The following is a 25,183-nucleotide window of genomic DNA, read 5'->3' on the forward strand; positions in this document are numbered from 1 at the left end:
TTCCTCCTCAGGCTTCTCCCCGACGGACCCCAGGGGTCAGTGCGAGAACGGCCACGACTTCCAGTAGGTACGGATGCGGATCCAGATCCCGAACAGCCCTCGCGGTTCGAAGATCAGGAAGCCGATGATCAACAGGCCGTAGAGGATCGTCTCGACCTGGAAGACCGTGATGCCCCCGGACGTCGAACTGCTGCTGATGAACGGCAGCACGGCCGGCAGCTCGCGGGTGACCCGCGGCAACAGCGTGATGAACAACGCGCCCAGCACCGATCCCGAGATGGTGGCGACGCCGCCGACCAGGATCATCGCGATGTACTGCACCGACAGCGCCAGGTTGAACGACCCCGGCTCGACGAAGCCGATCATCACGTACAACAACGCCCCCGCGACGCCGGCGTAGAACGACGACACCGCGAAGGCGATCATCTTGTACCGCGTCACGTCGACGCCGATCACCTCGGCGGCCAGATCGCGGTCCCGTACCGCGGCCAGCGCCCGGCCGATCCGCGACCGGACCAGGTTCCGGGCCAGCACCCCGAAGATCACCAGCAGCGCGAACATCAGCAGGTACAGCTTCTGCGACTTCGTGAAGAACTCGCCGTCGACCGCGAACTGGATCCCGAACAACTCCGGTATCGCGGCCGGCCGGCCGACTCCCACTCCCCCGGTGAGATCGCTCCAGTGCTTGAACAGGTGCTCGCCGATGAAGACGAGCCCGAGCGTCACGACGGCCAGGTACAACCCGCGCAGCCGAGCCGCCAGCGGCGCGACGATCAGTCCGGCGAGTCCCGCGACCAGGCCGGACGCGAGCAACCAGATCGGGAACGAGGTGATCCCGAACCCGATCAGCCGGGTGCTGTCCGGATCACCCGACAACGTCGCCGCCGTGTAGGCCCCGAGCCCGAGGAAGAACGCGTGCCCCAGGGACACCTGGCCGGCGTACCCGGTGACGAGGTTGAGGCCGATGGCGCCGATCCCGGCGACGAACGCGGTGGCCAGGACGGCGAGCAGGTCGTCCTGGAGCGTGAACGGCAGCAGTACTGCGACCAGCGCCAGGACGAGGGTCCACCAGCGCTTCGCGGGGGTGTTCAGCAACGCCACGTCCTGCCCGTACGACAGGTAGAGCTGGGGTCTGCCGAACCGGGTGCTGCTCATATCCGCTCCACCTCCCGGGTGCCGAAGAGGCCGTACGGTCTGAGCAGCAGGACGAGCAGCATCAGCAGGTACGGCACGACCAGGAAGAAGTCGCCGCCGAAGACCGGGCTGAGGTTGCCGCCGTAGCTGCCGACCAGCGCCTCGACCACGCCGATCGCGAGTCCGGCGATCACCGCCCCGCCGAGCGAGTCCAGGCCGCCCAGGATGATCACCGGCAACGCCTTGAGCGCGGTCAGCCACAGGTTCTGCTCCAGCCCGATGCCGGTCGACAGGAACACCCCGGCCAGTCCGGCGAGCATCGCCGCGAGCGCCCACGACAGCGAGAACACCCGGCCGACGGACACGCCCTGGGCCTGCGCCACCTCCTGGTCGGACGACGCCGCCCGCATCGCGAGTCCGGTGCGGGACCAGCGGTAGAAGGCGAACAGCGCGGCGACCACCACCAGCGTGGTGACCAGAGTGGCGAGGTGCCGTTGGTCAACGTTCACTCCGAGCACCTTCACCTGCTTCAGGCCCCAGGGGTCGCCCATCTGCCGGATGTCCAGGCCGATGAAGGAGTTCACCACCGTGCGGATCACGATGTCGACGCCGAGCGTGATGATCGCGATCACGAACACCGGCTTGCCGATCATCGGCCGCAACGCGACCCGTTCGACCCCCGCGCCGAGCAGCGCGGTGAGCAGCAGCGCTACCACGACGGCCAAGAAGAAGTTCATCTCGAGCACCAGGTAGCTGACGAGCACGCCGCCGGTCATCATGAAGGCCGGCTGGGCGAAGCTGATCACCCGCATGGACTTGTAGATGATCACGAAACCCAACGCGAGCAGGGCGTAGATCGAGCCGTTACCGAGACCGCGGACCACCGTGGCGACGAACTCGTTCACCGCACACCTCCGCGGTACATCGACTCGACGAGGTCGGCGAACGCGTTCGTGACGGCGCTGCGCTTCACCTTCTGGGTCGCGGTCAGCTCACCGTCCTCGTGCTCCAGCAGCTTCGGCAGCAGCCGGAACGTCTTCACCTGCTCGACCGTCGCGAACCGCTCGTTGACCTCGTCGACCACCCCCTGCACGAGCGCGACCACCTCCGCCTTCGAGGACAGATCCCCGTACGTCGAGTACGGCAGCCGGTGCAGTTGCGCCCAGTGGCCGACGGTGTCCGGCTCGATCCCGATCAGCGCACTCAGGTACTTGCGCCGGTCGCCGATCACCACCGCCTCCTTGACGTACGGCGAGGCCTTCAACGCGTTCTCGATCTCCGACGGGGCGATGTTCTTGCCGCCCGCGGTGATGATCAGGTCCTTCATCCGGTCGGTGATCCGCAGATGGGTGCCGTCGACCCACTCCCCCACGTCGCCGGTGTGCAACCAGCCGTCCGGGTCGATCATCCGCTCGGTCGCCTCCGGGTCCTGCCAGTACCCCGCGAAGGTGCCCGGGTGCCGGGTCAGGATCTCGCCGGTGGTCTCGTCGATCCGCAGTTCCACCCCCTCGTGCCGTTCGCCGACGGTGCCGACCTTCACCCGGCCCGGGCGGTTCGCCGTCGCCACCGCGGTGTTCTCGGTCATCCCGTACACCTCGTGCATCGGCAGCCCCAGCCCCATGAAGAACCGCAGCACCTCGGGCGCGATCGGCGCGGCCCCGGACGCGGCGTACCGGACCTTGCGCAGGCCGATCCGGTCGAGCAGCGCGCGGTAGCAGACGACGTACCCGATCGCGTGGACCAGCCGGGAGGAAGCGGTGTGCCGGCCGCCGTTGGCGGCGAGGGTGTCGCCGATCCAGTCGGCGCGGCGCAGCCAGTAGCCGCCGACGCGGCGTTTCAGCGGGCCGGCCGAGGCGATCCGGATCTGGACGCCGGCCGCGATCTTCTCCCAGATCCTCGGCACGCCGAAGAGGATCGTCGGCTGCACCTCGTGCAGGTTGGGAGCGACGGTCTCGATCGACTCGGCGAAGTGCACGCAGACGCCCGCACCCGCGCCGAACCAGCAACTGAAGACCCGCTCGGCGACGTGGCACAACGGCAGGTAGGACAGCACGCTGTCCTTGGACGACGGCGGCGGCGCGGTGAACCCGCCGCGTTCGACCAGTTCCTGAATGGCGAAGTCCACATTGGCGACGGTGAGCATCACGCCTTTCGGCGGGCCGGTGGTCCCCGAGGTGTAGACCAGCGTCGCGACGTCGTCCGGGCGGACCTGGCGCATCCGCTCGTCCACCGCATCCGGGTGCACCTCGCGGTGCTCTTTGCCGAGGGCAAGGAAATCGCGCCAGGCCAGCAGCCGCGGGTCGTCGTACCGGTGCCGGATCCCGCGTGGCTCCAGGTAGACGATGTGTTCCAGGTCCGGCAGTTCGTCGGCGACCGCCAGCGCCTTGTCCACCTGCTCCTGGTCCTCGGCGATCAGCACCCGGGTCCCCGAGTGACGCAGCAGGTAGGCGACCTCCGCGACCGGATTCGTCGGGTAGAGACCGACCGTGACGGCCCGGACCGCGACCGCTCCGACGTCGGTGTAGAGCCACTCCCGGCGGTTCTCCGAGTGGATCGCCACCCGGTCGCCCGCTTCCATGCCCAGGGCAAGCAACGCGTGCCCGACCAGCTCAGCGGTCTGCCAGTACTGCGACCAGCTGACCTGCTGCCACAGGCCGAGGTCCTTCTCCCGCAGGGCGATCACGTCCGGGGTCGCGGTGGCGCGGTCTCGCACCCGGGCGGCGATCGTCGACAACCGGACTCCCGCGGTGACCGTGCTCATGCCCGCTCGCCACCCGCCTGCTGCACGCCGGCGTGGTCCACGATCTTGTGCTCCTCGCCCAGGTAGGCACGCACCACGTCGGGATCGGTCGCCACCTCCCGGGGCCGGCCGGTCCGGATCGGCCGGCCGAAGTCGACCACCATGATCCGGTCGGCCAGGTCCATCACCAGACCCATGTCGTGCTCCACCATCACCATCGGCAGGCCGAGCTCGTCGCGGATGTCGAGGATGAACCGCGCCATGTCCTCGGTCTCCTCCAGGTTCATCCCGGCGACCGGCTCGTCCAGCAGCAGCAACTTGGGCTCCGAGGCGAGCGCCCGGCCCAGTTCCACCCGCTTCTGGACGCCGTACGGGAGCAGGCCGACCGGCATCCGCCGCCACTGGGCTAGCTCGAGGAAGTCGACGATCTCCTCGACCGCCACCCGGTTCGCGAGTTCGTTGCGGCGGGCCTTGCCGAGCCAGGCGAACGCGGCCAGCACGCCGTACGGGTGGTGGTGATGGCGGCCGAGCATCAGGTTGTCGAGCACGGTCAGGTTGGAGAACAGCTCGATGTTCTGGAAGGTCCGGGCGATGCCGAGCCGCGCGATCGCGTGCGGCTTGCGGCCGATCAGCTCCTCGTCGCCGAAGCGCACGGAGCCACGCTGCGGCCGGTACACCCCGGACAGCACGTTGAAGATCGAGGTCTTGCCCGCGCCGTTCGGGCCGATCACCGCGAACAGTTCGCCGGGGTCGACGGTGAAGCTCACGCCGTTGAGCGCGGTCACGCCGGAGAACTCCAGCAGCACGTCGTCGAAGGTGAGCACCGGTTGCGCCGCCGGGCGGGTGGACTCCGGCCGGGTCTCGGTCGCGGTCATGACAACCACCGCTTCCGGCGCCGGTAGTGCTTCACGTCGCGGAACGACCTGGAGGCGCCCTCGGCTCCGAGCCCGAGATAGAACTCCCGGACGTCTCCGTCGGCGAGCAGGTCGGCGGCCGGCTTGTCCATCACCATCGCGCCGTTCTCCAGCACGTAACCGTGTTCGGCGATCGCCAGCGCCATCGCGGCGTTCTGCTCGACCAGCAGCACAGTCGTGCCGGCCGCGTTGATGTCGACGATCACGTCCCGGATCTGCTGGACCACCATCGGCGCCAGCCCGAGACTCGGCTCGTCCATCAGCAGGTACCGCGGGTCGGACATCAGCGCGCGCCCGATCGCCAGCATCTGCTGCTCACCACCGGACAGGTAGCCGGCGATCTTGCGCCGCCGGTCGGCCAGCACCGGGAACAACTGGTAGGTCCGGTCCAGGTTGACCTTCAGCGAGCGCGGCTTGACGTGCCCGCCGACCCGCAGGTTCTCCTCGACCGTGAGCTCGGTGAAGATCCGCCGCCCTTCCATCACCTGTTTGATGCCCAGGGCAGCGATCCGGCTGGGGTCCAGGTGATGGATCGGTTCGCCGTCGAGCGTGATCGCGCCGCGGCTCACCTCGCCGCCGTGCATGTCGAGCAGCCCCGAGATGGCGCGCAGCAGCGTGGACTTGCCTGCCCCGTTGGCCCCCAGCAGGGCGACGATCCGCCCCTGCGGGACCTCGAGGCTGACTCCGCGCAGCACCAGCATCACATCGTCGTAGACGACCTCGAGATTCGTCGCTGCCAGCACGTCCGGCCTCCTGGATCCCCGAAGGTTCCAACCGTCCTGGCGAGTGAGTGTGACAGTACTGATGTCATCTGCGGAAGACCTCCGGCCCGGAAATCGGACGCCGGTCGCCAAAACGTGACCGTGCCCGGAAACGCTGCCTGACAACGCATTCCGCTCAGTCAGGAGCAAACTGCGGCAACGCCGTGGTACAGGAGGTCAGAGTGAGCGGACCCAGGTCCCGCTGCGGCGCCGATCGTCCGGGCGGGGGGAGGTTCCGGCACGGACGATCAGTCAGGCTGGCGGAATGGGTGCTGAACTCGGTCTGGGACTGACCAGCCTTTTCGTGGTCGTGCTGGTGGCGGCCGTGACGCCGGTGCTGGTCGGGTTGCTGAGCCGGTTCCGGGTTCCTCAGGTCGTGGTGCTCATTCTCGGCGGTGTGGTCGTCGGGCCGCAGGTGCTCGATCTGGCCGACCCGGACAGCATCGAGCTGCTCGCGAACGTCGGTCTGGGGTTCTTGTTCCTGCTGGCGGGCTACGAGCTGGAGTTGGCGGTCTTCCGGCAGCGGGCCGGCAAGCTCGCCATCGTCGGCTGGGTGGTCACGGTGGCGCTGGCCGGTGCGGTCGTCGGAGGGCTCGCGGCGCTGGGCCTGGTGAAGGCGTTCGTGCCGGTCGCGCTCGGTCTGACCACGACAGCGCTCGGAACTCTGCTGCCGATCCTGCGGGACAACAACATGCTGCGCGGGGCGTTCGGCCCCTTCGTCCTCGCCGCGGGGGCGGTCGGGGAGTTCCTGCCCGTCGTGGCGATCGCGATCTTCCTCGGGTCGAACGGCCGGTTCATCGGGCTGATCTCCCTGCTCACGATGGGCGTCCTCGCACTGCTGCTGAGTCTGGTGCCCAGGCTGGGTCGCGGTGGCCGGATCGCCCGGATCCTGTCGGAGGGACAGCACGCGACCTCGCAGACCACGCTGCGGTGGACGGTCGCATTGCTGCTGCTCCTGCTCGTCGTCGCCAACGACTTCGGGCTCGACGTGGTCCTGGGCGCCTTCGTGGCGGGCGTCGTCCTGCATCGGTGGGCGCCCGGGAACGTCGAGGCGCTGGACCACAAGCTCGATGCCGTCGGCTACGGCTTCTTCATCCCCATCTTCTTCGTCTCGTCGGGGATGGGGCTCGACGTGCGGTCCATCGTCGAAGCCCCCGCGCGGCTGTTGCTGTTCTTCCTGCTGCTGCTGGTCGTCCGCGGCCTCCCGACGCTGCTGTGTACCGCACCGCACTCCCCCGGGCGAGACGGTTCGAACTCGTCTTCATCGTGTCGACGGCGTTGCCGCTGCTCGTCGCTCTCAGCGAGATCGGACTCGAGACCGGCCACATGCTCCCGGAGAACGCCGCCGCGCTGGTGGGCGCGGGCGTCCTGTCCGTGCTGGTGTACCCGGCGATCGCGGTCGCCATCGACCGCAGAATCGCCCGCACCCCCGACACACTCGACGAGACCGGGCCCTAGCCCCGCGCGCCAGTCAGCACGCGAGGTCAGGACGCCGGGTCAGGACGCCGACCGGATCGCCGGTCAGGTTGCCGCCGCATCCGCCTGGCGACGCGCGGCCGCGACGTCTGGCGCGGTGTGCCGCCCGCCGGCCTTCGCCTGATCCAGCGCGGCGTTCAGGGTGATGGCCGCGTCGATCAGGGCCAGATGCGTGAACGCCTGCGGGAAGTTGCCGAGCTGCTCGCCGGTCGAGCCGATCTCCTCGGAGTACAGGCCCACGTGGTTGGCGTAGGTGAGCATCTTCTCGAAGATGAGCCGGGCCTCCTCGAGGCGGCCGGCCCGGGCCAGCGCGTCGACGTAGTTGAAGGTGCAGAGCGAGAACGTGCCCTCGTCGCCGGCCAGCCCGTCCGGCGAAGCGGCCGGGTTGTAGCGGTAGACCAGACTGTCGACCACGAGTTCGGTTTCCATCGCGTCCAGCGTGGACAGCCACATCGGGTCGTCGGGGGTGATCATACCGACCGTTGCCATCCGCAACATCGACGAGTCGAGGACGGTGTCGTCGTAGTGCTGCACGAAGGCTCCGACCTTCTCGTTCCAGCCGCGTTGCATCACCTGGTTGTAGATGGTGTCCCGGCTGTTGGTCCAGCGGTCCACCGCCCCCGGCCGGCCATGCTCCGAGGCCATCCGGATCGCCCGGTCGAAGGCGACCCAGCTCATCACCCGTCCGTAGGTGAAGTCCTTCTGCCCACCGCGCGTCTCCCAGATCCCCTCACCGGGCAGGTCCCAGTGGTCGGTCAGCCAGTCGACGATGCCACGCAGCGCGATCCAGCCGTTGTGGCCGAGCTCGATACCGTGCTGGTCCGCGAAGTAGATGCTGTCCAGCGCCTCGCCGAAGATGTCCATCTGCCGCTGGTCCGAGGCGCCGTTGCCGATCCGCACCGGCCGGGAACCTCGGTAGCCCTCGAGATGCTCCAGCGATTCCTCGACCAGGTCGGACGAACCGTCCACGCGGTACATGATGTTGAGTGGACCGCCTTTCCCCGTGGTCTTCTCCTGGACGCGATCCCGCAACCACGCGCAGAACTCGGCCGCCTCCTCGGTGAAGCCCATGCCCAGCAGTGCGTACACGGAGAACGAGGCGTCCCGCACCCAGGTGTAGCGGTAGTCCCAGTTGCGCTCGCCGCCGACCTGTTCGGGCAACCCGGCGGTGGGTGCGGCCACCAGCGCGCCGGTCGGCGCGTACGTCATCAGTTTCAGTGTGATCGCCGAGCGCTGCAGCATCTCCCGCCACCGGCCGGTGTACGTCGACTTGGACAGCCACTCACGCCAGAAGGTCGTGGCATCCTCGAACATCGCCGTGAACTCCGCGACCCTGATCTCTCGCGGTGGACCCTCGGCCGCCGACTCCAGTACCAGCCCCCGGACGTCCCCGGTTGTCATCGCGTAGTCGATGTGGATGTCGCCGCCGTCCACCCGCACCTGCGCCAGCCGCTCGTCACCCGGCTCACGGACCGCGTGCAGTGTCAGGCTCAGGTCCTCGGTCACGAAGACCGCCCCTTGCTCGACCAGCTGCGTCTCGTGCTCCTTGCGGCCGTAGTCGAACCGGGGCGCGATGTCCACCTCGAAGCTGATCTGCCCCCGCACGCACCGCATCATCCGCAGGATCCGGTGGTTCGCGGTGGGCTGCTTGCCGGCCGGCGGCATGAAGTCGACGACCTCGCCGACGCCGTCCTCGGTCATGAACCGGGTGATCAGGATCGCGGTGTCCGGGAAGTACAGCTGCCGGCTCGTGACGCCGGTGCCGGTCGCCCGGATCCGGAAGTAGCCGCCGCGCTCCTGGTCGAGCAGCGCGGCGAAGACGCTCGGCGAGTCGAACCGTGGACAGCAGAACCAGTCGATGGATCCGTCCGTGGTCACCAGCGCGGCGGTCTGCAGGTCGCCGATCAACCCGTGGTCGGCGATGGGTGGGTAGTCGCTCATGATGGGTCTTCTCCTCTTCGGTTGCGATAGAGGTCGGCGCCACCTGGTGCGACCTGCTGCATCGTGAAGGCTCGTTCGCGCCGGGTCTCCCGGCTGAAGGCGATCGCCCAGCTGAGCACGGCCCCGAACCGGTTGCGGTAACCGGTCAGGAAGGCGAGGTGGATGCCGAGCCAGGCCAGCCAGCCGATCCGGCCGCTCAGGTGCACCCGGCCGACCGATACGACCGCCTGACCGCGCGCGATGTAGGCCGCGGAGCCCAGATCGCGGTACCGGAAGGGCTTCGGCGGATCGGTCCTCCCGTCCACCTCGTCCCTGATCCGCTTCGCCGCGTAGTACCCGGTCTGCATCGCCACCTCGCCGACACCCGGAAGGTCGTCGAGGCTCATCACGTCACCGACCACCGAGATCTCCGGGTGGCCGGGCAGGGTGAGGTCAGGCTGGACCTTGATCCGCCCGGCCCTGTCCTGCTCCGCGCCCGCGGCCTTCGCGAGCTGGTCGGCCACTGGCTGCGCCGCCACCCCGGCGGCCCACAGCACGGTTCCCACCTCGTACGGCGTACTCGCGCCGTCGGGTCCCCGGACCACCAACCCGTTCTGGTCCACGTTGGTGACGATCGACCCGAGGTGGAGCTCGACGCCGAGGTCGGTCAGCGCGGCGGCGGCCTTGGCGGACAGCTCCGGGCCGAACGGCGCGAGCGGCGCGTCGCCGCCGTCGAAGAGCATCACCTTGGCCTCGGTGGGATCGATGTCGTGGAACTGCTTGCTCAGCGTCGACGTGGCCAGCTCACGGATCTGCCCGGCCAGCTCGACCCCCGTCGGACCGGCGCCCACCAGAGCGAACGAGAGCCACCGCCGGCGCTCCTCGGGATCGGTGGCCGACTGGGCCATCTCGAACGCACCGAAGACCCGGCGCCGGATCAGCAGCGCATCGGCCAGGGTCTTCATCCCGGGTGCGAACGCGGCGAACTCGTCATGCCCGAAGTACGACTGCCGCACGCCGGCGGCCAGGATCAGGTCGTCGTACGGGAACTCGAGCTCGCCGCCGGTCGGCCGCAGCGCGTGGACGATGCGGGCCTGGACGTCGAAACCGGTCACCTCGGCGAGCACGCAGTCGACGTTGGCGTGCTTGCGCAGGATCGCCCGCAGCGGCATCGCGACCTGGCCCTCGGACAGCACCCCGGTGGCGCACTGGTACAGCAGGGGCTGGAACAGGTGATGGGTGGCGCGGTCCACGAGGGTGACCTGCACCCGTCGGCGCCGGAACGCGCGTGCCGCGAACAGACCGGCGAAGCCCCCGCCCACGATCACCACCCGGCGAGGCTCCGATCGATCCTCCGCGCCGCTCCTGGTCCGCTGTCTCATCACTGGCCCCCTGGATCATCCGGCCGGGTCGTGCCAGATCGCGCCGTGCGGCAGCAGGGCGTCGGCCTCCTTCGGCCCCCAACTGCCCTTGGCGTACGGGACGACGGGGACGGCGTCGCCGAGCACCGGCTCGACCACTCGCCAGGCGGCCTCGACCGTGTCCTGCGCGGCGAAGAGCGCCTGCCGGCCCTGGAGCGCCGCCCCGATCAGCCGGTCGTACGGTCGCTGGTCGGATCCCGGCGCCTCGGCGAAGGCGAGGTTTTCGGCCTGCGCGGTCCAGCCGGCGCCGGGCTTCTTGCCGGTCAGGGTGAGCCCGACCTGGCTCTCCGGCCAGATCCGGAACCGCAGCTGGTTCGCGCCGGCGGAACTCCCGAGCTCGAAGATGTCCTGCGGTGGGCGGCGGAACCGGACCGCCACCTCGGTCGCGGTGACCGGCATGCACTTCCCGGCCCGGATCGCGATCGGTACGCCGGCCCAGCGCCAGGTGTCGAGGGCGAGCCGGACCGCGACGTAGCTCTCGGTCCGCGACTGAGGATCGACGCCGGCGACGTCCAGATAGCCGTCGTACTGCCCGAGCACCGTGTCTTCGGCGGTGAGAGGGCGCAGTGACTTGATCACCGCGGTCTTCTGAGACCGCCAGGCGGCATCGTCGAGATGGCCCGGCGGATCGGCCACCACACACGCGAGCACCTGCAGCATGTGGTTCTGGAGGACGTCGCGGATCGCCCCGGTGCGGTCGTAGAAGCTGCCCCGGTCGGACACGTCGAAACTCTCCGCCATGGTGATCTGGATGCTCTCCACGTGATCGCGGTTGAGCAGCGGTTCGACCACCGAGTTGGCGAAGCGGGCGAAGAGCACGTTCTCCAGCGGGTCCAGGCCGAGCCAGTGGTCGACCCGGTAGATCGCCTCCTCGGGGAAGACCTTGTTCATGGTCGCGTTGAGCTTCTGGGCGCTGGCCAGGTCGGTGCCGAACGGCTTCTCGACCATCACCCGGGCCCCGTCGGCCTTGCCCGCGGTCGCGATGCCCTCGGCGATCCGGCCGAACAGCGGCGGCGGCACCTCGAGGTAGAACAGAGCCCGTCCGCCGGTGCCGACCTCGTCGGCCATCGCGGCGTACGTCGCGTCGTCGTCGAGGTCGCCGTCGACGTAGCGCAGGAGGCCCAGCATGCCGGCCGCCGCGGCGCTGTCCGGGTCGATCCCGTTGGCCCGCAACGACGCTGTCGCGTACGCGCGGAACTGGTCGAGCCCCCAACCGCTCTTGGCCACCCCGACGATCGGTACGTCGAGCACGCCCCGGTCGACCAGCCCGACCAGGGCAGGGAAAGTCTCCAGCTTCGCGAGATCACCGGTCGCACCGAAGATGACCAGCGCGTCCATGTCGGCGGTTGGCATAGCGGTTCTCCTAATCAGTCCGGGTCGGCTGGGCTCAGCGGAGCCGGTCGAGGATGTGGTCGCCTACCCGGAGCGCGTTCGCGATCGCGGTCAGCGAAGGGTTCACGGCGCCGATGCTCGGGAAGAAGCTGGTGTCGACGACGTAGAGGTTGTCGAGGTCGTGGGCCTTGCAGTTCACGTCTAGCGCCGAGCTCGCCGGGTCGTCGCCGAACCGCACGGTGCCGGCCTGGTGCGCGGTGGCGCCGATGGGCATCCCCTTGTGCAGGTAGATGCTGTTGTCGAGCAACTTGTGCTCGTGCATCCCGAGGTCGCCGAGCATGTTCTGCAACTTGTGCCTGAGCCGGTTGACCCCCTCGACGTTGTTCTTCTCGTCGAGGGCCAGCTGGATCGAGCCGTCCTTGCGCACGGTGACCCGGTTGTCCGGCAGCGGAAGGTCCTCGCCGCACAGCCAGAAGTCGACGGCATGGTGGGCGATCGTCTCAAACGGCATGTTCGGTGAGACCTTGCCGGCCCAGCGCGGCGCGCCGCTGCGGACCTGCTCGGCGTCGGACTTGCCCAGCATCTGGATCCCGCCGAGCGGGTAGTCCCAGTCGTCGGCCCCGAGGTACCAGTCGTTCATCGCCAGGGTCTTCTGGAACCGGGTCGGGTTCGGCTCCTTCGACACCGCCATCAGCGCGAGGTTGTTGTGCCGCAGGTAGTGCCGGCCGACGACGTCCGAGCTGTTCGCGAGACCCTGCGGATGGCGGTCGTTCGCCGACTTCAGTAGCAGTACGGCGGAGTTGACCGCGCCGCAGGCGACGACCACGAGGTCCGCGCTGAACTGGACGGTCGACCCGTCGATCTCGGTCACGACCTGCGAGACCGTTCGCCCCGTCGGGTCGGTCTCGAGCCGCTGCACGTGCGCGTTCGTCAGCATCGAGACGTTCTCGTGCTTCAGCGCCGGGTCCACGCAGATCACCTGCGCGTCCGACTTCGCCTGGACCAGGCAGGGGAACCCGTCCACCTTGTCGCACCGGATGCAGACGCTGTCCCGGGTCGCCCGGCCCTGCTCGTCCTGGATGAGATCGACGCCGATCGGCAGATGGAACGGATGCAGCCCCTGCTTGTCCAGGTCGTCGCTCAACTGCTGGATCCGGGGCTCGTGCTCGACCGGCACGAAGCGGTACGGCGCACTGGCCGGACCCTCGGTGGGGTCCTCGCCGTGACGGCCGTGGACCCGGTAGAGGTGCTCGGCCTCGGTGTAGTACGGCTCGAAGTCGTCGTACCGCAGCGGCCAGGCGGGCGAGACGCCGCCGTGGTGCCGCAGCTCGCCGAAGTCCTGCGGCCGCAACCGGAACAGGGCCGCGCCGTAGAACTTGGTGTTGCCCCCGACGTAGTAGTTGGTCTCCGGCGGGAACTCGTGGCCGTGCTCGTCGTACCAGAACTCCGGCGCGCGGTACCGGCCCTGCACGAACACCGCCGTGGAGTCCCAGTTCTCGCGTTCTCGCGGCAGATAGTCGCCGCGTTCGAGCAGGAGGACCCGCTTACCGGACGGCGCCAGCCGATGGGCCAGTGTGCCGCCCCCTGCGCCGGTGCCGATGATGATCACGTCGTAGTGCTGATCGCCAGCCATCTCTCCACCCTTCGTCGAATCCGCGCCGGATGCCTCATCCGCGCTGGATGACGTGGCCTACGTACTCAGGCGGTGACGGAAGACGACGTACGACCACGCCTGGTAGAGCAGCACCAAGGGAAAGAAGATCAACGCGACGACGCTCATCACCGTGAGCGCGTAGTCGGCCGACGCCGCGTTGGCGACGGTGAGGCTGTTCGCGGAGTCCGTGCTGGACACCATGACCTGGGGGTAGAGGGCGGCGAACAGTCCCGCCACAGCACAGGCCGTCGCGGTCGCCGACAGGATGAACGCGGCGCCGTCGCGGGCCTGGTGCACCGCCCAGACGGAGACGGGCAGCGCCGCGGGGGCGACGACCAGCGGCAGGATCGGCGCCCAGCCGTGATCCGCGATGACCAGAATCCAGACCGCGTAGACCGTGGCGACCACGAAGCCCAGCCAGCCGAACCAGCGAGCGGCACCGCGCGCTCGCTCTCGCAGCTCACCAGTGGTCCTGATACCGAGGAACGTCGTCCCGTTCATGAGACAGAGCACCACGAGCGTCACTCCGGTCCAGAGGCCGAACGGCGTGAAGAGATCCCAGAACGTGCCCGTGAACTCGCCGTCGGCGTCGAGCGGAAGGCCTGCGACCAGGTCACCCAGCGCGATCCCGAGAACGAGCGGTGCCAGCAGGCTGCCGATCGTCAGCGTGCCGCTCCACAGCCGGCGCCAACCGGGCCTGTCGACCTTGCCGCGGAACTCGAACGACACGCCGCGGGCGATCAGCGCCACCAGCAGCAGCAGAACCGCGAGGTAGCTCGCCGAGAACCAGCTGGCGTACCAGTCGGGGAACGCGGCGAAGATCGCCGCGCCGCCGACGACCAGCCAGACCTCGTTGCCGTCCCAGAACGGGCCGATCGTATTGATCGCCACCCGGCGCTCCCGGTCGGTCCGGCCGAGGACCCGGTGCAGCATTCCGACGCCGAAGTCGAAGCCCTCCAGGACGAAGAAGCCGGTCCACAGGATCGCGATGATCACGAACCACAGCTCGGGTAGTCCCATCGCCGCCTCCAGGGTCGCTCGCTAGTAGGTGATCGCAGGCGTCCGGCGATCACCTGTGGGCTCGTCGGGGGCGTGCTCGAGCTCGAGACCGCGCCGTGCGTAGCGCAGCATCAGGAACAGGTAGACGATCCCGAGCAGCACGTAGACGGCGACCAGTACCCCGATGCTGATCGTGAGCTCGGTCGTGCTGACCGAAGTGGACACACCGTCCGCGGTCTTCATCAGTCCCTGGACGAGCCACGGCTGGCGCCCGTTCTCCGTCAGCATCCAGCCGGCCGTGTTCATCAGGAACGGCGCCACCACCGCCCAGGTCGCCACCGCGAGGAACACTCGCGACTCCGTGAGCTTCCGGCGGTACAGCAGCCAGGCTCCCCAGAGGCCGATCAGCGTCATCAGGCTGCCGAGGTAGGCCATCACCCGCATCGACCAGTACTGGACGAACACGTTCGGCACATAGTTGCCGTTGCCGTACTGCTGGACGTCGGCCGCCTGCAGCGCGTTGAGCCCTTCCACCTGGCCGTTCCACGTGCCCGTGGCGAGCAGGGACAGCAGATGGGGTACTTCGAGCACCTGGTTCGGGGTCTCGTCGTTCCTGCCGCCGCCGATCTGGAACAGCGAGAACGAGCAGGGCTGACAGGTCTCCCACTGTGCCTCGGCGGCCGAGATCTTCATCGGCTGGTACTCCGCCTCCACCACACCGAGGTGGCTGCCGACTCCCAGCGCCAGGATCGAGACCGGGAGCAGGACGACGATCGCGAGTTTGGCCGAGCGGCGGAAGAGCTCACCGTGCTCGCTGCGCCTGAGTTGCCAGGCGGACACTGCCAGCATCAGCACGGCTCCGGTCAGTAGCGAGGCCAGGATCACGTGGACATAGCCCCAGACGAACACGGGGTTGGTGAACAGGTCCCCGATCGAGCTGAGCTGTGGCCGGCCGGTCTGGGCGTCGGTGGTGTAGCCCACCGGGTGCTGCATCCACGAGTTCGCCGCCATGATGAACGCGGCCGAGAGCGCGGCCCCGACGGCAACCAGCCAGATCGTGGCGAGGTGGACGCGCCGTGGCAGCACGTTCCAGCCGAAGACCCACAACCCCAGGAACGTCGACTCCAGGAAGAACGCCGCCAGCCCTTCCATCGCCAGTGGCGCACCGAACACGTCGCCGACGAACCGTGAGTACGCCGACCAGTTCGTGCCGAACTGGAACTCCTGCACCAGCCCGGTGACGACCCCGACGGCGACGTTGATCAGCAGCAGGTGGCCGAAGAACCGGGTCAGCCGCTTGTGGTCCTCCTGGCCCGATCGGTACCACTGGGTGTGCAGCACGGCCACCAGGAACGTCAGCCCGATCGTCACCGGCACGAAGACGAAGTGGTAAATGCTGGTAGTGGCGAACTGGATACGCGCCAGGTCGGTCGGGTCCATCGCAGACCTCTTCTCGGGCTGATCACCCCTCGTCGGAAGAGCTCGTCGTTTCTTGCAGCCTCGACCCGGGTCAGCGGTCAGCGCATCATTCAGAACGGATGAGGTGCCCTTGCTCCCTGTTCCAGATCCGGGAGTACGCCCCGCCGGCCGCGATCAGGTCCGCGTGTGTGCCCGACTCCACCACCCGCCCGGCCTCCAGCAGCAGGATCCGGTCGACGGTCTGCAGGCCACTCAGCCGGTGGGTGATGAGCAATGTGGTGCGCCCGGAGGCCGCAGCCAGCAGATTCGCGGTCAGCGCGCCGGCGGCCCCAGGGTCGAGGTGCTCGGTCGGCTCGTCGAGGATGAGCACCGGAAAGTCCCCCAGCAGGGCGCGAGCGACGACGAGCCGCTGCCGCTGGCCGCCGGAGAGCCGGGCGCCGTGCTCGCCGACTTCGGTGGCCAGGCCGTTCGGTAGACCGTCGACCCAGGCCAGCAGACCGACCTCCGCCAGCGCGGCCCGGGTCTCGGCCTCGGTCGCGTCCGGCCGCCCCAGCCGGAGATTGTCGCCGATCGTGCGGTCGAAGACATGTGCGTCCTGCCCGGCCAGGCCGACCACCCGGCGAAGAGCGTCGGATTCCAGGTCGCCGAGACAGACCCCGTTCAGCGACGCCATACCAGACTCGAGTTCGAGGAACCGCATCAGGATGGCGGCCAGCGTGGACTTGCCCGCTCCGCTGGGTCCGACCACCGCGACGCTGTCGCCGGGAGCCAGATCCAGGTCGATCCCGTCCAGCGCGAGCCGTCCGGACGGGTAGCGGGCGCGCACGCCGCGTAGGCGGATCGAGTATGGCGCGGCCGGCAGCGGCACCGGATCCGTGGGCTCGCGGACCGGGTCATCGACAGCCAGGAGGGCATCGACCCGTTCCCGGCAACGGCGCACCCGCTCGAGCGTCGCGAAGGCCTGCGGGAGGCCGGTCACCAGCTCGAAGGACGCCAAGGAGACCAGGACGACGACCGTGAGCAGGACACCGGGAAGCTGACCGTTGTCGACGGCAACGATCCCGGCCGCGAGCACACCCCAGACACACAGCCCGGCGAGCAGTGTGGTGAGCCCCGAGCCGGTTCCAGCGGTGCGAGCGGCCGCCCGGGCCACCCTGGCCAGCTCGGCATCGGCTCGACCGGCCCGTAGCAACTGCGCCTTCGCGGCACCGAAGGCGATCAGGTCGGGCGCGCCCTGGACCAGGTCGACCACGGCGGTCGACAGCTCGCCTCGCGTCTCGGCCTGGCGCGCTTCGGACCGCCGCACCAGCTGCCGGGCCAGGACGGGAACGGCGGTCGCGCAGAGCAGCGCGGCGACCAGGACGACTACGCCGGCGGTCGGTACCAAGGTCCCGACCAGGCCGATCGTCAACCCGGCGGAGGCGACGAAGACGACGTACGGCGAGACCACGCGCAGCAGCAGATCCTGCAGTGAATCCACGTCGTCGACGAAACGGGCCAGCAGGTCACCGCTGCGGAAAGCCGGCAGGCCAGCCGGGGCGAGACGCTCGAGTCTGGCGTAGACCTTCATCCGTACCTCAGCCAGGACGCGGAACGCCGCATCATGGCCGACCAGGCGCTCGGCGTACCGGAGCAGCCCGCGACTGATCCCGAAGAACCTCACCCCGACCACAGCGAGTCCGAGCGCCGCCATGTTCGGGTGTTCGGAGGCGCGGGCGATCAGCCAGCCGGCGGTCGCCGCGAGACCGAGGCCGGCGGCGGCGCCACCCGCCCCGAGCAGGCTGGCCGCAGCCAGCCGGGCCGTGAGTCTGGAAGTCATCGGTAGCCCACCGAGGTCGCGCGTTCCAGCCGGATCTCCTTGTCCGCCAACGTGACCAGACCCGGTCGGTGCGCGGCGATCAATGCGGTACGTCCGACGGTCAGGCGGGCGACCGCGGCGAGCACCGATGCCTCGGTCTCGCCGTCCAGGTTGGCCGTCGGCTCGTCCAGCAGGAGCAGCGGCGCATCCAGCAGGAACGCCCGGGCCAGAGCGAGGCGCTGCCTCTCCCCCGCGGACAGGCCGGCGCCGCGCTCGCCCAGTGGCGTCGCGAGCCCGTGCGGCAGCCGCTCGGTCAGCTGCGCCAGCCCGGCGTCGTGAACCGCTCGCAGTACGTCCTCCTCAGCAGCGTCCGGCCTGCCGAGCCTGACGTTGTCGGCCAGGCTCGCGGCCAGCAGGTAAGGCCGCTGCGGGACCCAGGCCACATTCCGGCGCCAGAGGTCGAGATCGAGCTCGGCGAGGTCCACCCCGCAGACGGTCACCTGTCCGGAGTCGACGCCGACGAAGCCCAGCAGCACGGCCAGCAGGGTCGACTTGCCACAGCCGCTCGGACCGGTCAAGGCCACCACCTCACCCGGCCGGACCGACAGGCTGACCCGGTCGAGCGCGGGTTCGGCCCGGTCCGGATAGCTCACGCACACCTCGTCCACGCGCAGATCCACGGCCGGGTGGTACGGGAGACCGGCGCCGGTACGGCCGGCCGGAAGCGGGCTGTCCAGCACCGTGAACACTTGGTCCGCCGAGGCGGCACCATCCGCGCTGGCGTGAAAGCTCGCGCCCAGGGTGCGCAGCGGGAGGTAGGCCTCAGGAGCGAGGATGAGCACGAACAAGCCGGTCGAGAGGTCGAGATCGCCGCTGACGAGCCTGATTCCGACAGCCACCGCAACCACCGCCACCGACAACGACGCGAGCAACTCCAACACGAGGGAGGACAGGAAGGCCACTCGCAGTGTGCCCATCGTTTCCTCGCGGAAGTCGTCCGTCGTACGACGGACCAGGTCTGCCTGGGCGCGCGCCCGCCCGAAGACCTTGAGCGTCGTCAGTCCGGCGATGCTGTCGAGAAAGTGGCCGCCCAGCCGCTGCAGGGCGACAAGACGCTTGGCCGCCTGGGCCCTGGCACCGGCACCGACGACCGCCATCAGCAGTGGGATCAGGGGAACCGTGACGGCGATGATCGCCGCTGCCACGATGTCCTGCGTCACTGCCGCGGTGATGACTGCGGTTGGGATGACGACCGCCAGTACCAGTTGCGGCAGGTAGCGGGTGAAGTAGCCGTCGAGCGCATCGAGGCCGCGGGTACCCAGCGCCTCGAGCTCAGCGGTGCGGTGCCGGGCGAGCCAGGCCGGGCCCAGGGCGACAACGTGCCGCAGCAGGGCCATCCGCAGCTCCGCCTTGGCCTGGGTGCCGGCCCGGTGCGCCATCAGCTCGGCCAGCCAGGCGAGCACGGCACGGGCGATGACGACGCCGAGCAGGACCAGCAGCGGGCCGCGCAACTCGTCGAGGCCCGCGCCGTCCTGGAAGGACGCGGAGAGCAGCCCCGCAAGCAGCCAGGCTTGCGCCACGACCAGGGCCGCGGTCGCGACCCCGAGGGCGGCGGACCGCAGCAACAACGCGCGGACCGCCCACGTCCGCGCGATCAGTCTCCGATCAACGGCGGGCATCGGAGGTCTCGCCGGGCCGGGTGGTGCCAAGGCCCTGCCGGTCGCTCATCCTCGCCAGCGCCCGCTCGAACGGGTCGGCGAACGCCGCGTCGGTTGCCCGGTCCAGGGCCTCGAGCTGAGTTTGCACGGCCGCCCGGCGTTCGGGCAGGACGCCGGCCCGCAGATCCTCGAGCATGGCGCGCAACCGCCGGCAGATCTGTGGGGAGGGAGCGCCGTACTGGCGGATCTCGGTCACCCCGATGTCGAGATACTCCGCCCAGCCGCGGGTCCGGACGACCAGGCGGACCCGGCCGTCGGCGTCGAGGGCGGTCCCCCGGAAGGCGCGGTCGGAGGACCCGATCCCGAGCAGGAGGGCGTCGATGTGGTTGAGCACCTGGGTCGCCGTGGTCGGGTCGTTGACCGCCGGGGACAGCGCGCGGATGGCGATGTCGACCAGAATGCGCAGGGCGAAGGCCGGGTCCTGGTCGATCGTGCGCTCGCGGCCCAGCGAGACCATCCCACCCAGCCGGCGCAGGTCGGTCTCGCTCGCCGGTCCGTGAACCTCGATCAGCACGCTCCCCACGGTGACGAAGTCACCGATCGTGTGCGGTACGACGCAGACCTGGCCGCGGGTCGCCGCGAACCGGACGAGGGCGGCGATGTCGATGGCCTGGATGGCGCCTGACCGGGGCGCCATCACCCGTGCGTCCGGCGCACCGCGCCCGGCCCCCTGATCGCCGGACTCGGCGGCCGTGGTGAGGCGGTCCTCCCCGGCTTCGATCGCCAGACCGGCCTGTGCCATCGCAGCCGCGACGGCGACCGGCCGAAGGGCGTGCACGAATCGGTCGAAGTACAGCAGCAGGAGGATCAGGTCGGCCGCGACCGCCAGCCCGACCAGGGTGATGCCCAGATCGGGCACGGAGTCGGACTCCACATGGCGCAGCAGGGCGAAGGCGAAGGTGAACGTGGCCGTGAACGCCGCGAGGACGAGCTTCTGCAGCCGATCCCGGTACCACAGCCGCATGAAGCGCGGCGACAGCGTGCCGGTCGCCATCTGCACGACCAGCACGCCGATCGTGACCACGAAGCCGATCAGCCCGATCATCGCGGCCGCGGCGGCCGACAACACAGCGTTCGCAGTGTTCTCGGAGTACGACCACTCCGGTGGCAAGGTGATCCGGCCCTCGAGCCACAGGTCGACGTCGGCCAGCACCGCACCGACAACGCCACCGATCAGCGGCACCACCCACAGGCTCTGCCGGACGAACTGGCGGGCGCGGAAGCCGTCTGCCCAGGACCTCATCGGTCGCTGGCCGCCCGTGCTCTGGTGCTGCTGATCCCGCCCATCGCCGATCACCCCTCGATCGCGGCGACAGGACTTGCCGCCGCAACCCATCCCACACCCGGGCGCCCGGAGCCGTCCTCACCCCCTCCGCATGAGCCGCAGGCCGCTCGCCCACGCTGTTGTCAGAGCGAGCGGACCCAGTTGGCCAGCAGGTCGGCGCCCGCGTCGCCGGACTTCTCGGGGTGGAACTGGGTGGCGCTGAGCGGTCCGTTCTCCACCGCCGCCACGAACCGGTCGCCGCCGTATGACGTCCAGGTGACCGCCGGGGCCACCGAGGCTCGGGTGTCCTTCAGCTCCCACTCGCGGACGCCGTAGGAGTGGACGAAGTAGAACCGCTCCTTGTCGACGCCCTCGAACAGCTTGCTGCCGGACGGCACGTCGACCGTGTTCCAGCCCATGTGCGGAACCGGCTCGTCACCGTTCGGCTGGAGTCGCTCCACCACCCCGGGCCACTGGTCGCAGCCCTCGGTCTCGACGCCGTGCTCGATGCCCTTGCCGAACAGGATCTGCATACCGACGCAGATCCCGAGCACGGGCCGCCCGCCAGTCAGCCGGCGATCCACCAGCACGTCGCCGCGCACCCCGCGCAGGCCCGTCATACAGGCTTCGAAGGCGCCGACGCCGGGCACCAGCAGGCCGTCCGCGTCCAGCGCCTGCTGGAAGTCCGCGGTGACGGTGACATCCGCGCCGACCCGCTGCAACGCACGCTCGCCGGAGCGGATGTTGCCCGAGCCGTAGTCGAGCAGGACGACCTTCTTGCTCACAGGGCGCCCTTGGTGGAGGGGATACCCGGCTGCCGCGGGTCGAGCTCGGCCGCGGCCCGGAGCGCCCGCGCGAAGGCCTTGAACTGGGCCTCGACGATGTGGTGCGGGTCGCGGCCGGACAGCACCCGGATGTGGATGCAGATCGCGGCGTTGAACGCGAGCGTCTCGAAGACGTGCTGGGTCAGCGAACCGGCGTAGTCGCCGCCGATGATCGCGTAGACCTGACCGTCGGGCTCACCGGTGTGCACGCAGTACGGCCGGCCGGACAGGTCGACCGTGCAGTGCACGAGTGCCTCGTCGAGCGGCACGGTCGCGTCGCCGAACCGCCTGATCCCGCGCTTGTCCCCCAGGGCTTCCTTCAAAGCCTGGCCGATGCCGATCGCGGTGTCCTCGACGGTGTGGTGCGCGTCGATCTCCAGATCGCCGACCGTGTTCACGTGCAGGTCGAGCAGCGCGTGTTTGGCCAGCGCGTTGAGCATGTGGTCGTAGAAGCCGACCCCCGTGGAGATGTCCGCCCGCCCGGTGCCGTCCAGGTCGAGCTCGACCAGCACCTTGGACTCGCTGGTCTCGCGATCGATCCGGCCTGTCCTGCTCATGTCTGCCTTCCCAGGTCTGTCTTCAGAACTCTTTCCAGCGAGGCGCGGAACGCCGCCATCTCGGCGCCAGTGCCGATCGACACCCGCAGCCAGCCGGCCGGCCCGGTCTCCCGGATCAGCACGCCGTCGTCCAGCAGCGACTGCCAGACCGCGTGCCGGTCGGCGAAGGTGCCGAACAGCACGAAGTTCGCGTCGGAGTCCACCGCCCGCAGGCCCTGCGCCCGCAGCCAGTCGACCGTCTCGTCGCGCTCGGTGCGGAGTTGCTCGACCCGGCCGAGCAGCTCGTCGGAGTGCCGCAGCGCCGCCCGCGCGACCGCCTGCGTCACGGCCGACAGGTGGTACGGCAGCCGGACGATCCGCAGCGCGTCCACGAGTTGCTTGCTGGCGGCAAGATAACCGACCCGCGCCCCGGCCAGCGCGAACGCCTTCGAGGTGGTCCGAGCCACCGCCAGGTTGGGGTACGACGGCAACAACGTGACCGCGCTCGGCGTACCGGCCCGGCGGAACTCCGCGTACGCCTCGTCCACCACCAGGACCGCCCCCATCGCGGAGGTCCGGGCGGCGACCGCCTCGACCAGCTGGATCGGCAGCGCAGTACCGGTCGGGTTGTTCGGTGACGCCAGCAGTACTACGGACGGCCGGTGCCGGGAGATCGCGGCGAGCGCCTTGCTCTGGTCCAGGGTGAAGTCCTCGGACCGGCGACCGGTGACCCATGCCGTGTTCGTATCCCGTGCGTACTCCGGGTACATCGAGTACGTCGGCGCGAACGACAGCGCAGTACGGCCCGGACCGCCGAAGGCCTGCAGCAGGTGCAGCATCACCTCGTTGGACCCGTTGGCGACCCACACCTCCTCGGCGGTGAGCTGCGCCCCCGACTCACGCCCCAGGTACGCCGCGAGGTCGGCCCGCAGGTCGAGGAACTCGCGGTCCGGGTACCGGTTCAGGCCGCGCGCGGCCTCCGCCACGGACGCGGTGATGTCTGCGACGGTCGCCTCGCTCGGTGGGTACGGGTTCTCGTTGACGTTGAGCAGGACGGGGACGTCCAGCTGCGGCGCGCCGTACGGTTCGAAGCTCTTCAGCTCGTCGCGCAGCGGCAGCCCGTCGAAGCGGCCCATCAGTCCTCATCCCGGAAGCGAACGGACACGGCCGAGCCGTGGGCCGGCAGGTCCTCGGCGTGCGCCAGCGCGACCACGTGCCGGGCGACCTGCTGCAGTGCCTCGCGGGAGTAGTTCACGACGTGCATCGCCTTCAGGAAGCTGCGCACGGACAGTCCGGACGAGTGGCACGCGCAGCCTGCCGTGGGGAGGACGTGGTTCGACCCCGCGCAGTAGTCGCCCAGCGACACCGGCGACCAGCCGCCGACGAAGATCGCGCCCGCGTTGTTGATCAGCCCGGCCCGCTCCTCGGCGTCCACCGTCTGGATCTCGAGGTGCTCGGCCGCATACGCGTCCACCACCGCTGTGCCCTGCTCCAGGTCGTCGACCAGTACGACGGCCGACTGCTGCCCGGCGAGGGCTTCCGCCACCCGCTCCCGGTGCTTCGTCCGCGCGACCTGCACGCCGAGCTCGGCCTCCACCGCGACGGCAAGGGTCTCGCTGGGGGTGACGAGCACACTGGCTGCCATAGGGTCGTGCTCGGCCTGGCTGATCAGGTCCGCGGCGACGTGCGCGGCGTTCGCGCTGTCGTCGGCGAGCACGGCGATCTCGGTCGGGCCGGCCTCGGAGTCGATGCCGACCTCGCCCAGCAGGAACCGCTTGGCCGCGACGACGTAGATGTTGCCCGGACCGGTGATCAGGTTGACCTTGCGGCAACCCTCGAAGCCGTACGCGAACCCGGCGATCGCCTGGGCGCCGCCCATCGCATAGACCTCGTCGATGCCGAGCATCGCGCAGACCGCGAGCACGGTCGGGTGCGGCAGACCCCCGAACTCCTTCTGGGGCGGTGACGCCACCGCCAGCGACGGAACCCCGGCCACCTGAGCCGGTACGACGTTCATCACGACGCTGGACGCGAGCGGCGCACGGCCGCCCGGGACGTACAGCCCGACGCGCTGCACCGGGACCAGCCGCTGGGTGACCCGGCCACCGGGGGCAGGCTGGGACTCGACGTCCGCGCCACGCTCGTCCTCGCTGACCTCGCGCACCCGCCTGATCGCCTCCTCGAACGCGCTGCGCACCTCGGGGACGAGCTCCTCCAGCGCGCTCTTCAGCGCCTCGGCCGGGACCCGGAGGTCCTCCACCCGCACATGGTCGAACTTCTCGCCGTACTCCCTGATCGCCTCGAGGCCCCGATGACGGACGTCCAGACAAATGGGTCGGACGACGTCGAGAGCTGCCTCGACGTCGAATACGGCTCGGGGGACCAGGGCTTGGAGGTTGAGCACCTCTCCGGCTGCCACTCGGCCCCGCAGGTCGACGCGGCGAATCATGGGGCTCAGTCTAGTGGTCGCCTCCCCCGGTCCCCGCGCGCCGTCTGCTGCACGGACGGTGACCGGGGCCGGTTGCCATTAGGCTCGACGGCATGGACTCCCGCCTGCCGCTCCTCACTGTCGAGACAGTGATCTTCCCAGGGCTGGTGCTCCCGATCCCCGTCACCGACGTCCAGGGGCGGTCTGTGATCCGTGACCTGGTCGAGAACGGCGGCGAACTCGTCTGCGGAGCGGTGGCGGTCCGGGACGGCTACGAGCTCGGCGACCGGGTCTTCCGCTCGCTCTACGGCACCGGCTGCGCCGCGACCATCTCCGAGATCTCCCTCGACCCGGGCGACGACGGCCCGGTCGAGGTCACCCTGACCGGCAACCGCCGCTTCAAGGTCGCCGAGCTCGACAGCGGCGGCGACTATCTGGTCGCCGACGTCGAGTTTCTCGACGAGGAACCCGGCGACGACCCCCTGGGTACTGCGACCGTGGCGATCCAGCGCTTTCGTCGCTACGCCGCGGCGGTGACCGAGATCTCCCAGCCCGGCCTGCACATCGAGTCACTGCCGGACGATCCGACCACCCTCTCGTACCTGATGTCGGCCGCGATGACGCTCGTCACCCCCGACCGCCAGAAGCTCCTCGAGGCCACCGACACCACCACCCGCCTGGCCCAGCTCGTCGGCCTCCTGGATTCCGAGCTCGCCGCGATCACGGCCCTCCCGTCCCTCCCCGCCACGGACCTCCCCTGGTCCGACATGTCCCCGAACTGACTCGCTCGACCGGTCCGCTCCGCCGACTGGTAGTGAAGTGAATCCCAGAGCGGTATGGTTCTG

20 protein-coding genes are annotated in these 25,183 nt (G+C 69.6%); 2 read left to right on the plus strand and 18 right to left on the minus strand.

Annotation, left to right across the window (positions count from 1 at the left end; all coding sequences use genetic code 11):
• Positions 1–36 precede the first annotated feature (36 nt).
• Genes EV644_RS06625 through EV644_RS06645 form a run of 5 tightly spaced genes read right to left on the minus strand, consistent with a single transcriptional unit; the run spans position 37 to position 5,531 of the window.
• A complete protein-coding gene (locus EV644_RS06625; protein ID WP_132188057.1) occupies positions 37–1,155 on the minus strand; it encodes a branched-chain amino acid ABC transporter permease in 1,119 nt (372 codons plus the stop codon).
• Positions 1,152–2,039: a branched-chain amino acid ABC transporter permease gene (locus tag EV644_RS06630; protein ID WP_132188056.1), complete on the minus strand. Its 888-nt coding sequence runs from the start codon at positions 2,037–2,039 to the stop codon at positions 1,152–1,154. Before EV644_RS06630 ends, EV644_RS06625 begins: the two co-directional genes overlap by 4 nt.
• Positions 2,036–3,895 carry an AMP-dependent synthetase/ligase gene (locus EV644_RS06635; RefSeq protein WP_132188055.1) on the minus strand — a complete coding sequence of 620 codons (1,860 nt, stop codon included), beginning with the start codon at positions 3,893–3,895 and terminating at the stop codon, positions 2,036–2,038. Before EV644_RS06635 ends, EV644_RS06630 begins: the two co-directional genes overlap by 4 nt.
• A complete protein-coding gene (locus EV644_RS06640) occupies positions 3,892–4,749 on the minus strand; it encodes an ABC transporter ATP-binding protein (protein ID WP_132188054.1) in 858 nt (285 codons plus the stop codon). Before EV644_RS06640 ends, EV644_RS06635 begins: the two co-directional genes overlap by 4 nt.
• Positions 4,746–5,531: an ABC transporter ATP-binding protein gene (locus EV644_RS06645; RefSeq protein WP_132188053.1), complete on the minus strand. Its 786-nt coding sequence runs from the start codon at positions 5,529–5,531 to the stop codon at positions 4,746–4,748. Before EV644_RS06645 ends, EV644_RS06640 begins: the two co-directional genes overlap by 4 nt.
• Before the next feature lie 283 nt (positions 5,532–5,814).
• Between EV644_RS06645 and EV644_RS06650 the strand changes: the two genes are divergently transcribed.
• Positions 5,815–7,149, plus strand: a complete 1,335-nt coding sequence (locus EV644_RS06650; protein ID WP_199239672.1) for a cation:proton antiporter — start codon at positions 5,815–5,817, stop codon at positions 7,147–7,149.
• Here EV644_RS06650 and EV644_RS06655 read toward each other — a convergent pair.
• The 13 genes from EV644_RS06655 to hisD form a co-directional block, all read right to left on the minus strand.
• Complete coding sequence (locus tag EV644_RS06655) at positions 7,071–8,966, minus strand: glycoside hydrolase family 15 protein (RefSeq protein ID WP_132188052.1); 1,896 nt, start codon at positions 8,964–8,966, stop codon at positions 7,071–7,073. The genes EV644_RS06650 and EV644_RS06655 overlap by 79 nt on opposite strands.
• A complete protein-coding gene (locus tag EV644_RS06660) occupies positions 8,963–10,276 on the minus strand; it encodes an NAD(P)/FAD-dependent oxidoreductase (RefSeq protein WP_199239673.1) in 1,314 nt (437 codons plus the stop codon). The genes EV644_RS06655 and EV644_RS06660 overlap by 4 nt, the downstream gene beginning before the upstream one ends.
• Before the next feature lie 66 nt (positions 10,277–10,342).
• Positions 10,343–11,719, minus strand: coding sequence for a glucose-6-phosphate dehydrogenase (gene zwf, locus EV644_RS06665; RefSeq protein WP_132188050.1), 1,377 nt, complete (start codon positions 11,717–11,719; stop codon positions 10,343–10,345).
• A 34-nt stretch (positions 11,720–11,753) separates the two neighbouring features.
• The gene (locus tag EV644_RS06670; protein ID WP_132188049.1) at positions 11,754–13,331 is read right to left on the minus strand and encodes a GMC oxidoreductase; all 1,578 of its coding nucleotides are present in this window, start codon (positions 13,329–13,331) and stop codon (positions 11,754–11,756) included.
• A gap of 57 nt (positions 13,332–13,388) precedes the next feature.
• Positions 13,389–14,372, minus strand: coding sequence for a cytochrome d ubiquinol oxidase subunit II (cydB, locus tag EV644_RS06675; protein ID WP_132188048.1), 984 nt, complete (start codon positions 14,370–14,372; stop codon positions 13,389–13,391).
• A 21-nt stretch (positions 14,373–14,393) separates the two neighbouring features.
• Positions 14,394–15,791, minus strand: coding sequence for a cytochrome ubiquinol oxidase subunit I (locus EV644_RS06680; protein ID WP_132188047.1), 1,398 nt, complete (start codon positions 15,789–15,791; stop codon positions 14,394–14,396).
• 85 nt (positions 15,792–15,876) lie between these two features.
• Entirely contained in the window at positions 15,877–17,589 is a 1,713-nt protein-coding gene (gene cydC / locus EV644_RS06685; RefSeq protein ID WP_132188046.1) for a thiol reductant ABC exporter subunit CydC, read from the minus strand.
• Positions 17,586–19,247 carry a thiol reductant ABC exporter subunit CydD gene (gene cydD / locus EV644_RS06690; RefSeq protein ID WP_132188045.1) on the minus strand — a complete coding sequence of 554 codons (1,662 nt, stop codon included), beginning with the start codon at positions 19,245–19,247 and terminating at the stop codon, positions 17,586–17,588. The genes cydC and cydD overlap by 4 nt, the downstream gene beginning before the upstream one ends.
• Positions 19,234–20,529 (minus strand): DUF2254 family protein, encoded by a 1,296-nt coding sequence (locus EV644_RS06695; protein ID WP_132188044.1) that lies wholly within the window; start codon positions 20,527–20,529, stop codon positions 19,234–19,236. Before EV644_RS06695 ends, cydD begins: the two co-directional genes overlap by 14 nt.
• A 164-nt stretch (positions 20,530–20,693) precedes the next feature.
• Positions 20,694–21,335, minus strand: coding sequence for an imidazole glycerol phosphate synthase subunit HisH (gene hisH / locus EV644_RS06700; RefSeq protein WP_132188043.1), 642 nt, complete (start codon positions 21,333–21,335; stop codon positions 20,694–20,696).
• On the minus strand, positions 21,332–21,931 hold the full coding sequence (hisB, locus tag EV644_RS06705; RefSeq protein WP_132188042.1) for an imidazoleglycerol-phosphate dehydratase HisB: 600 nt from the start codon (positions 21,929–21,931) through the stop codon (positions 21,332–21,334). The genes hisH and hisB overlap by 4 nt, the downstream gene beginning before the upstream one ends.
• The gene (locus tag EV644_RS06710) at positions 21,928–23,046 is read right to left on the minus strand and encodes a histidinol-phosphate transaminase (RefSeq protein ID WP_132188041.1); all 1,119 of its coding nucleotides are present in this window, start codon (positions 23,044–23,046) and stop codon (positions 21,928–21,930) included. The genes hisB and EV644_RS06710 overlap by 4 nt, the downstream gene beginning before the upstream one ends.
• Complete coding sequence (hisD, locus tag EV644_RS06715; RefSeq protein ID WP_132188040.1) at positions 23,046–24,359, minus strand: histidinol dehydrogenase; 1,314 nt, start codon at positions 24,357–24,359, stop codon at positions 23,046–23,048. Before hisD ends, EV644_RS06710 begins: the two co-directional genes overlap by 1 nt.
• 92 nt (positions 24,360–24,451) lie before the next feature.
• On the opposite strand from hisD, the gene EV644_RS06720 reads away from it, so the two are divergent.
• Positions 24,452–25,120, plus strand: a complete 669-nt coding sequence (locus tag EV644_RS06720; RefSeq protein ID WP_132188039.1) for an LON peptidase substrate-binding domain-containing protein — start codon at positions 24,452–24,454, stop codon at positions 25,118–25,120.
• Positions 25,121–25,183: the final 63 nt, after the last annotated feature.

The organism is Kribbella orskensis, assembly GCF_004342085.1.
In the GTDB taxonomy this organism is placed as follows: Bacteria; Actinomycetota; Actinomycetes; order Propionibacteriales; family Kribbellaceae; genus Kribbella; species Kribbella orskensis.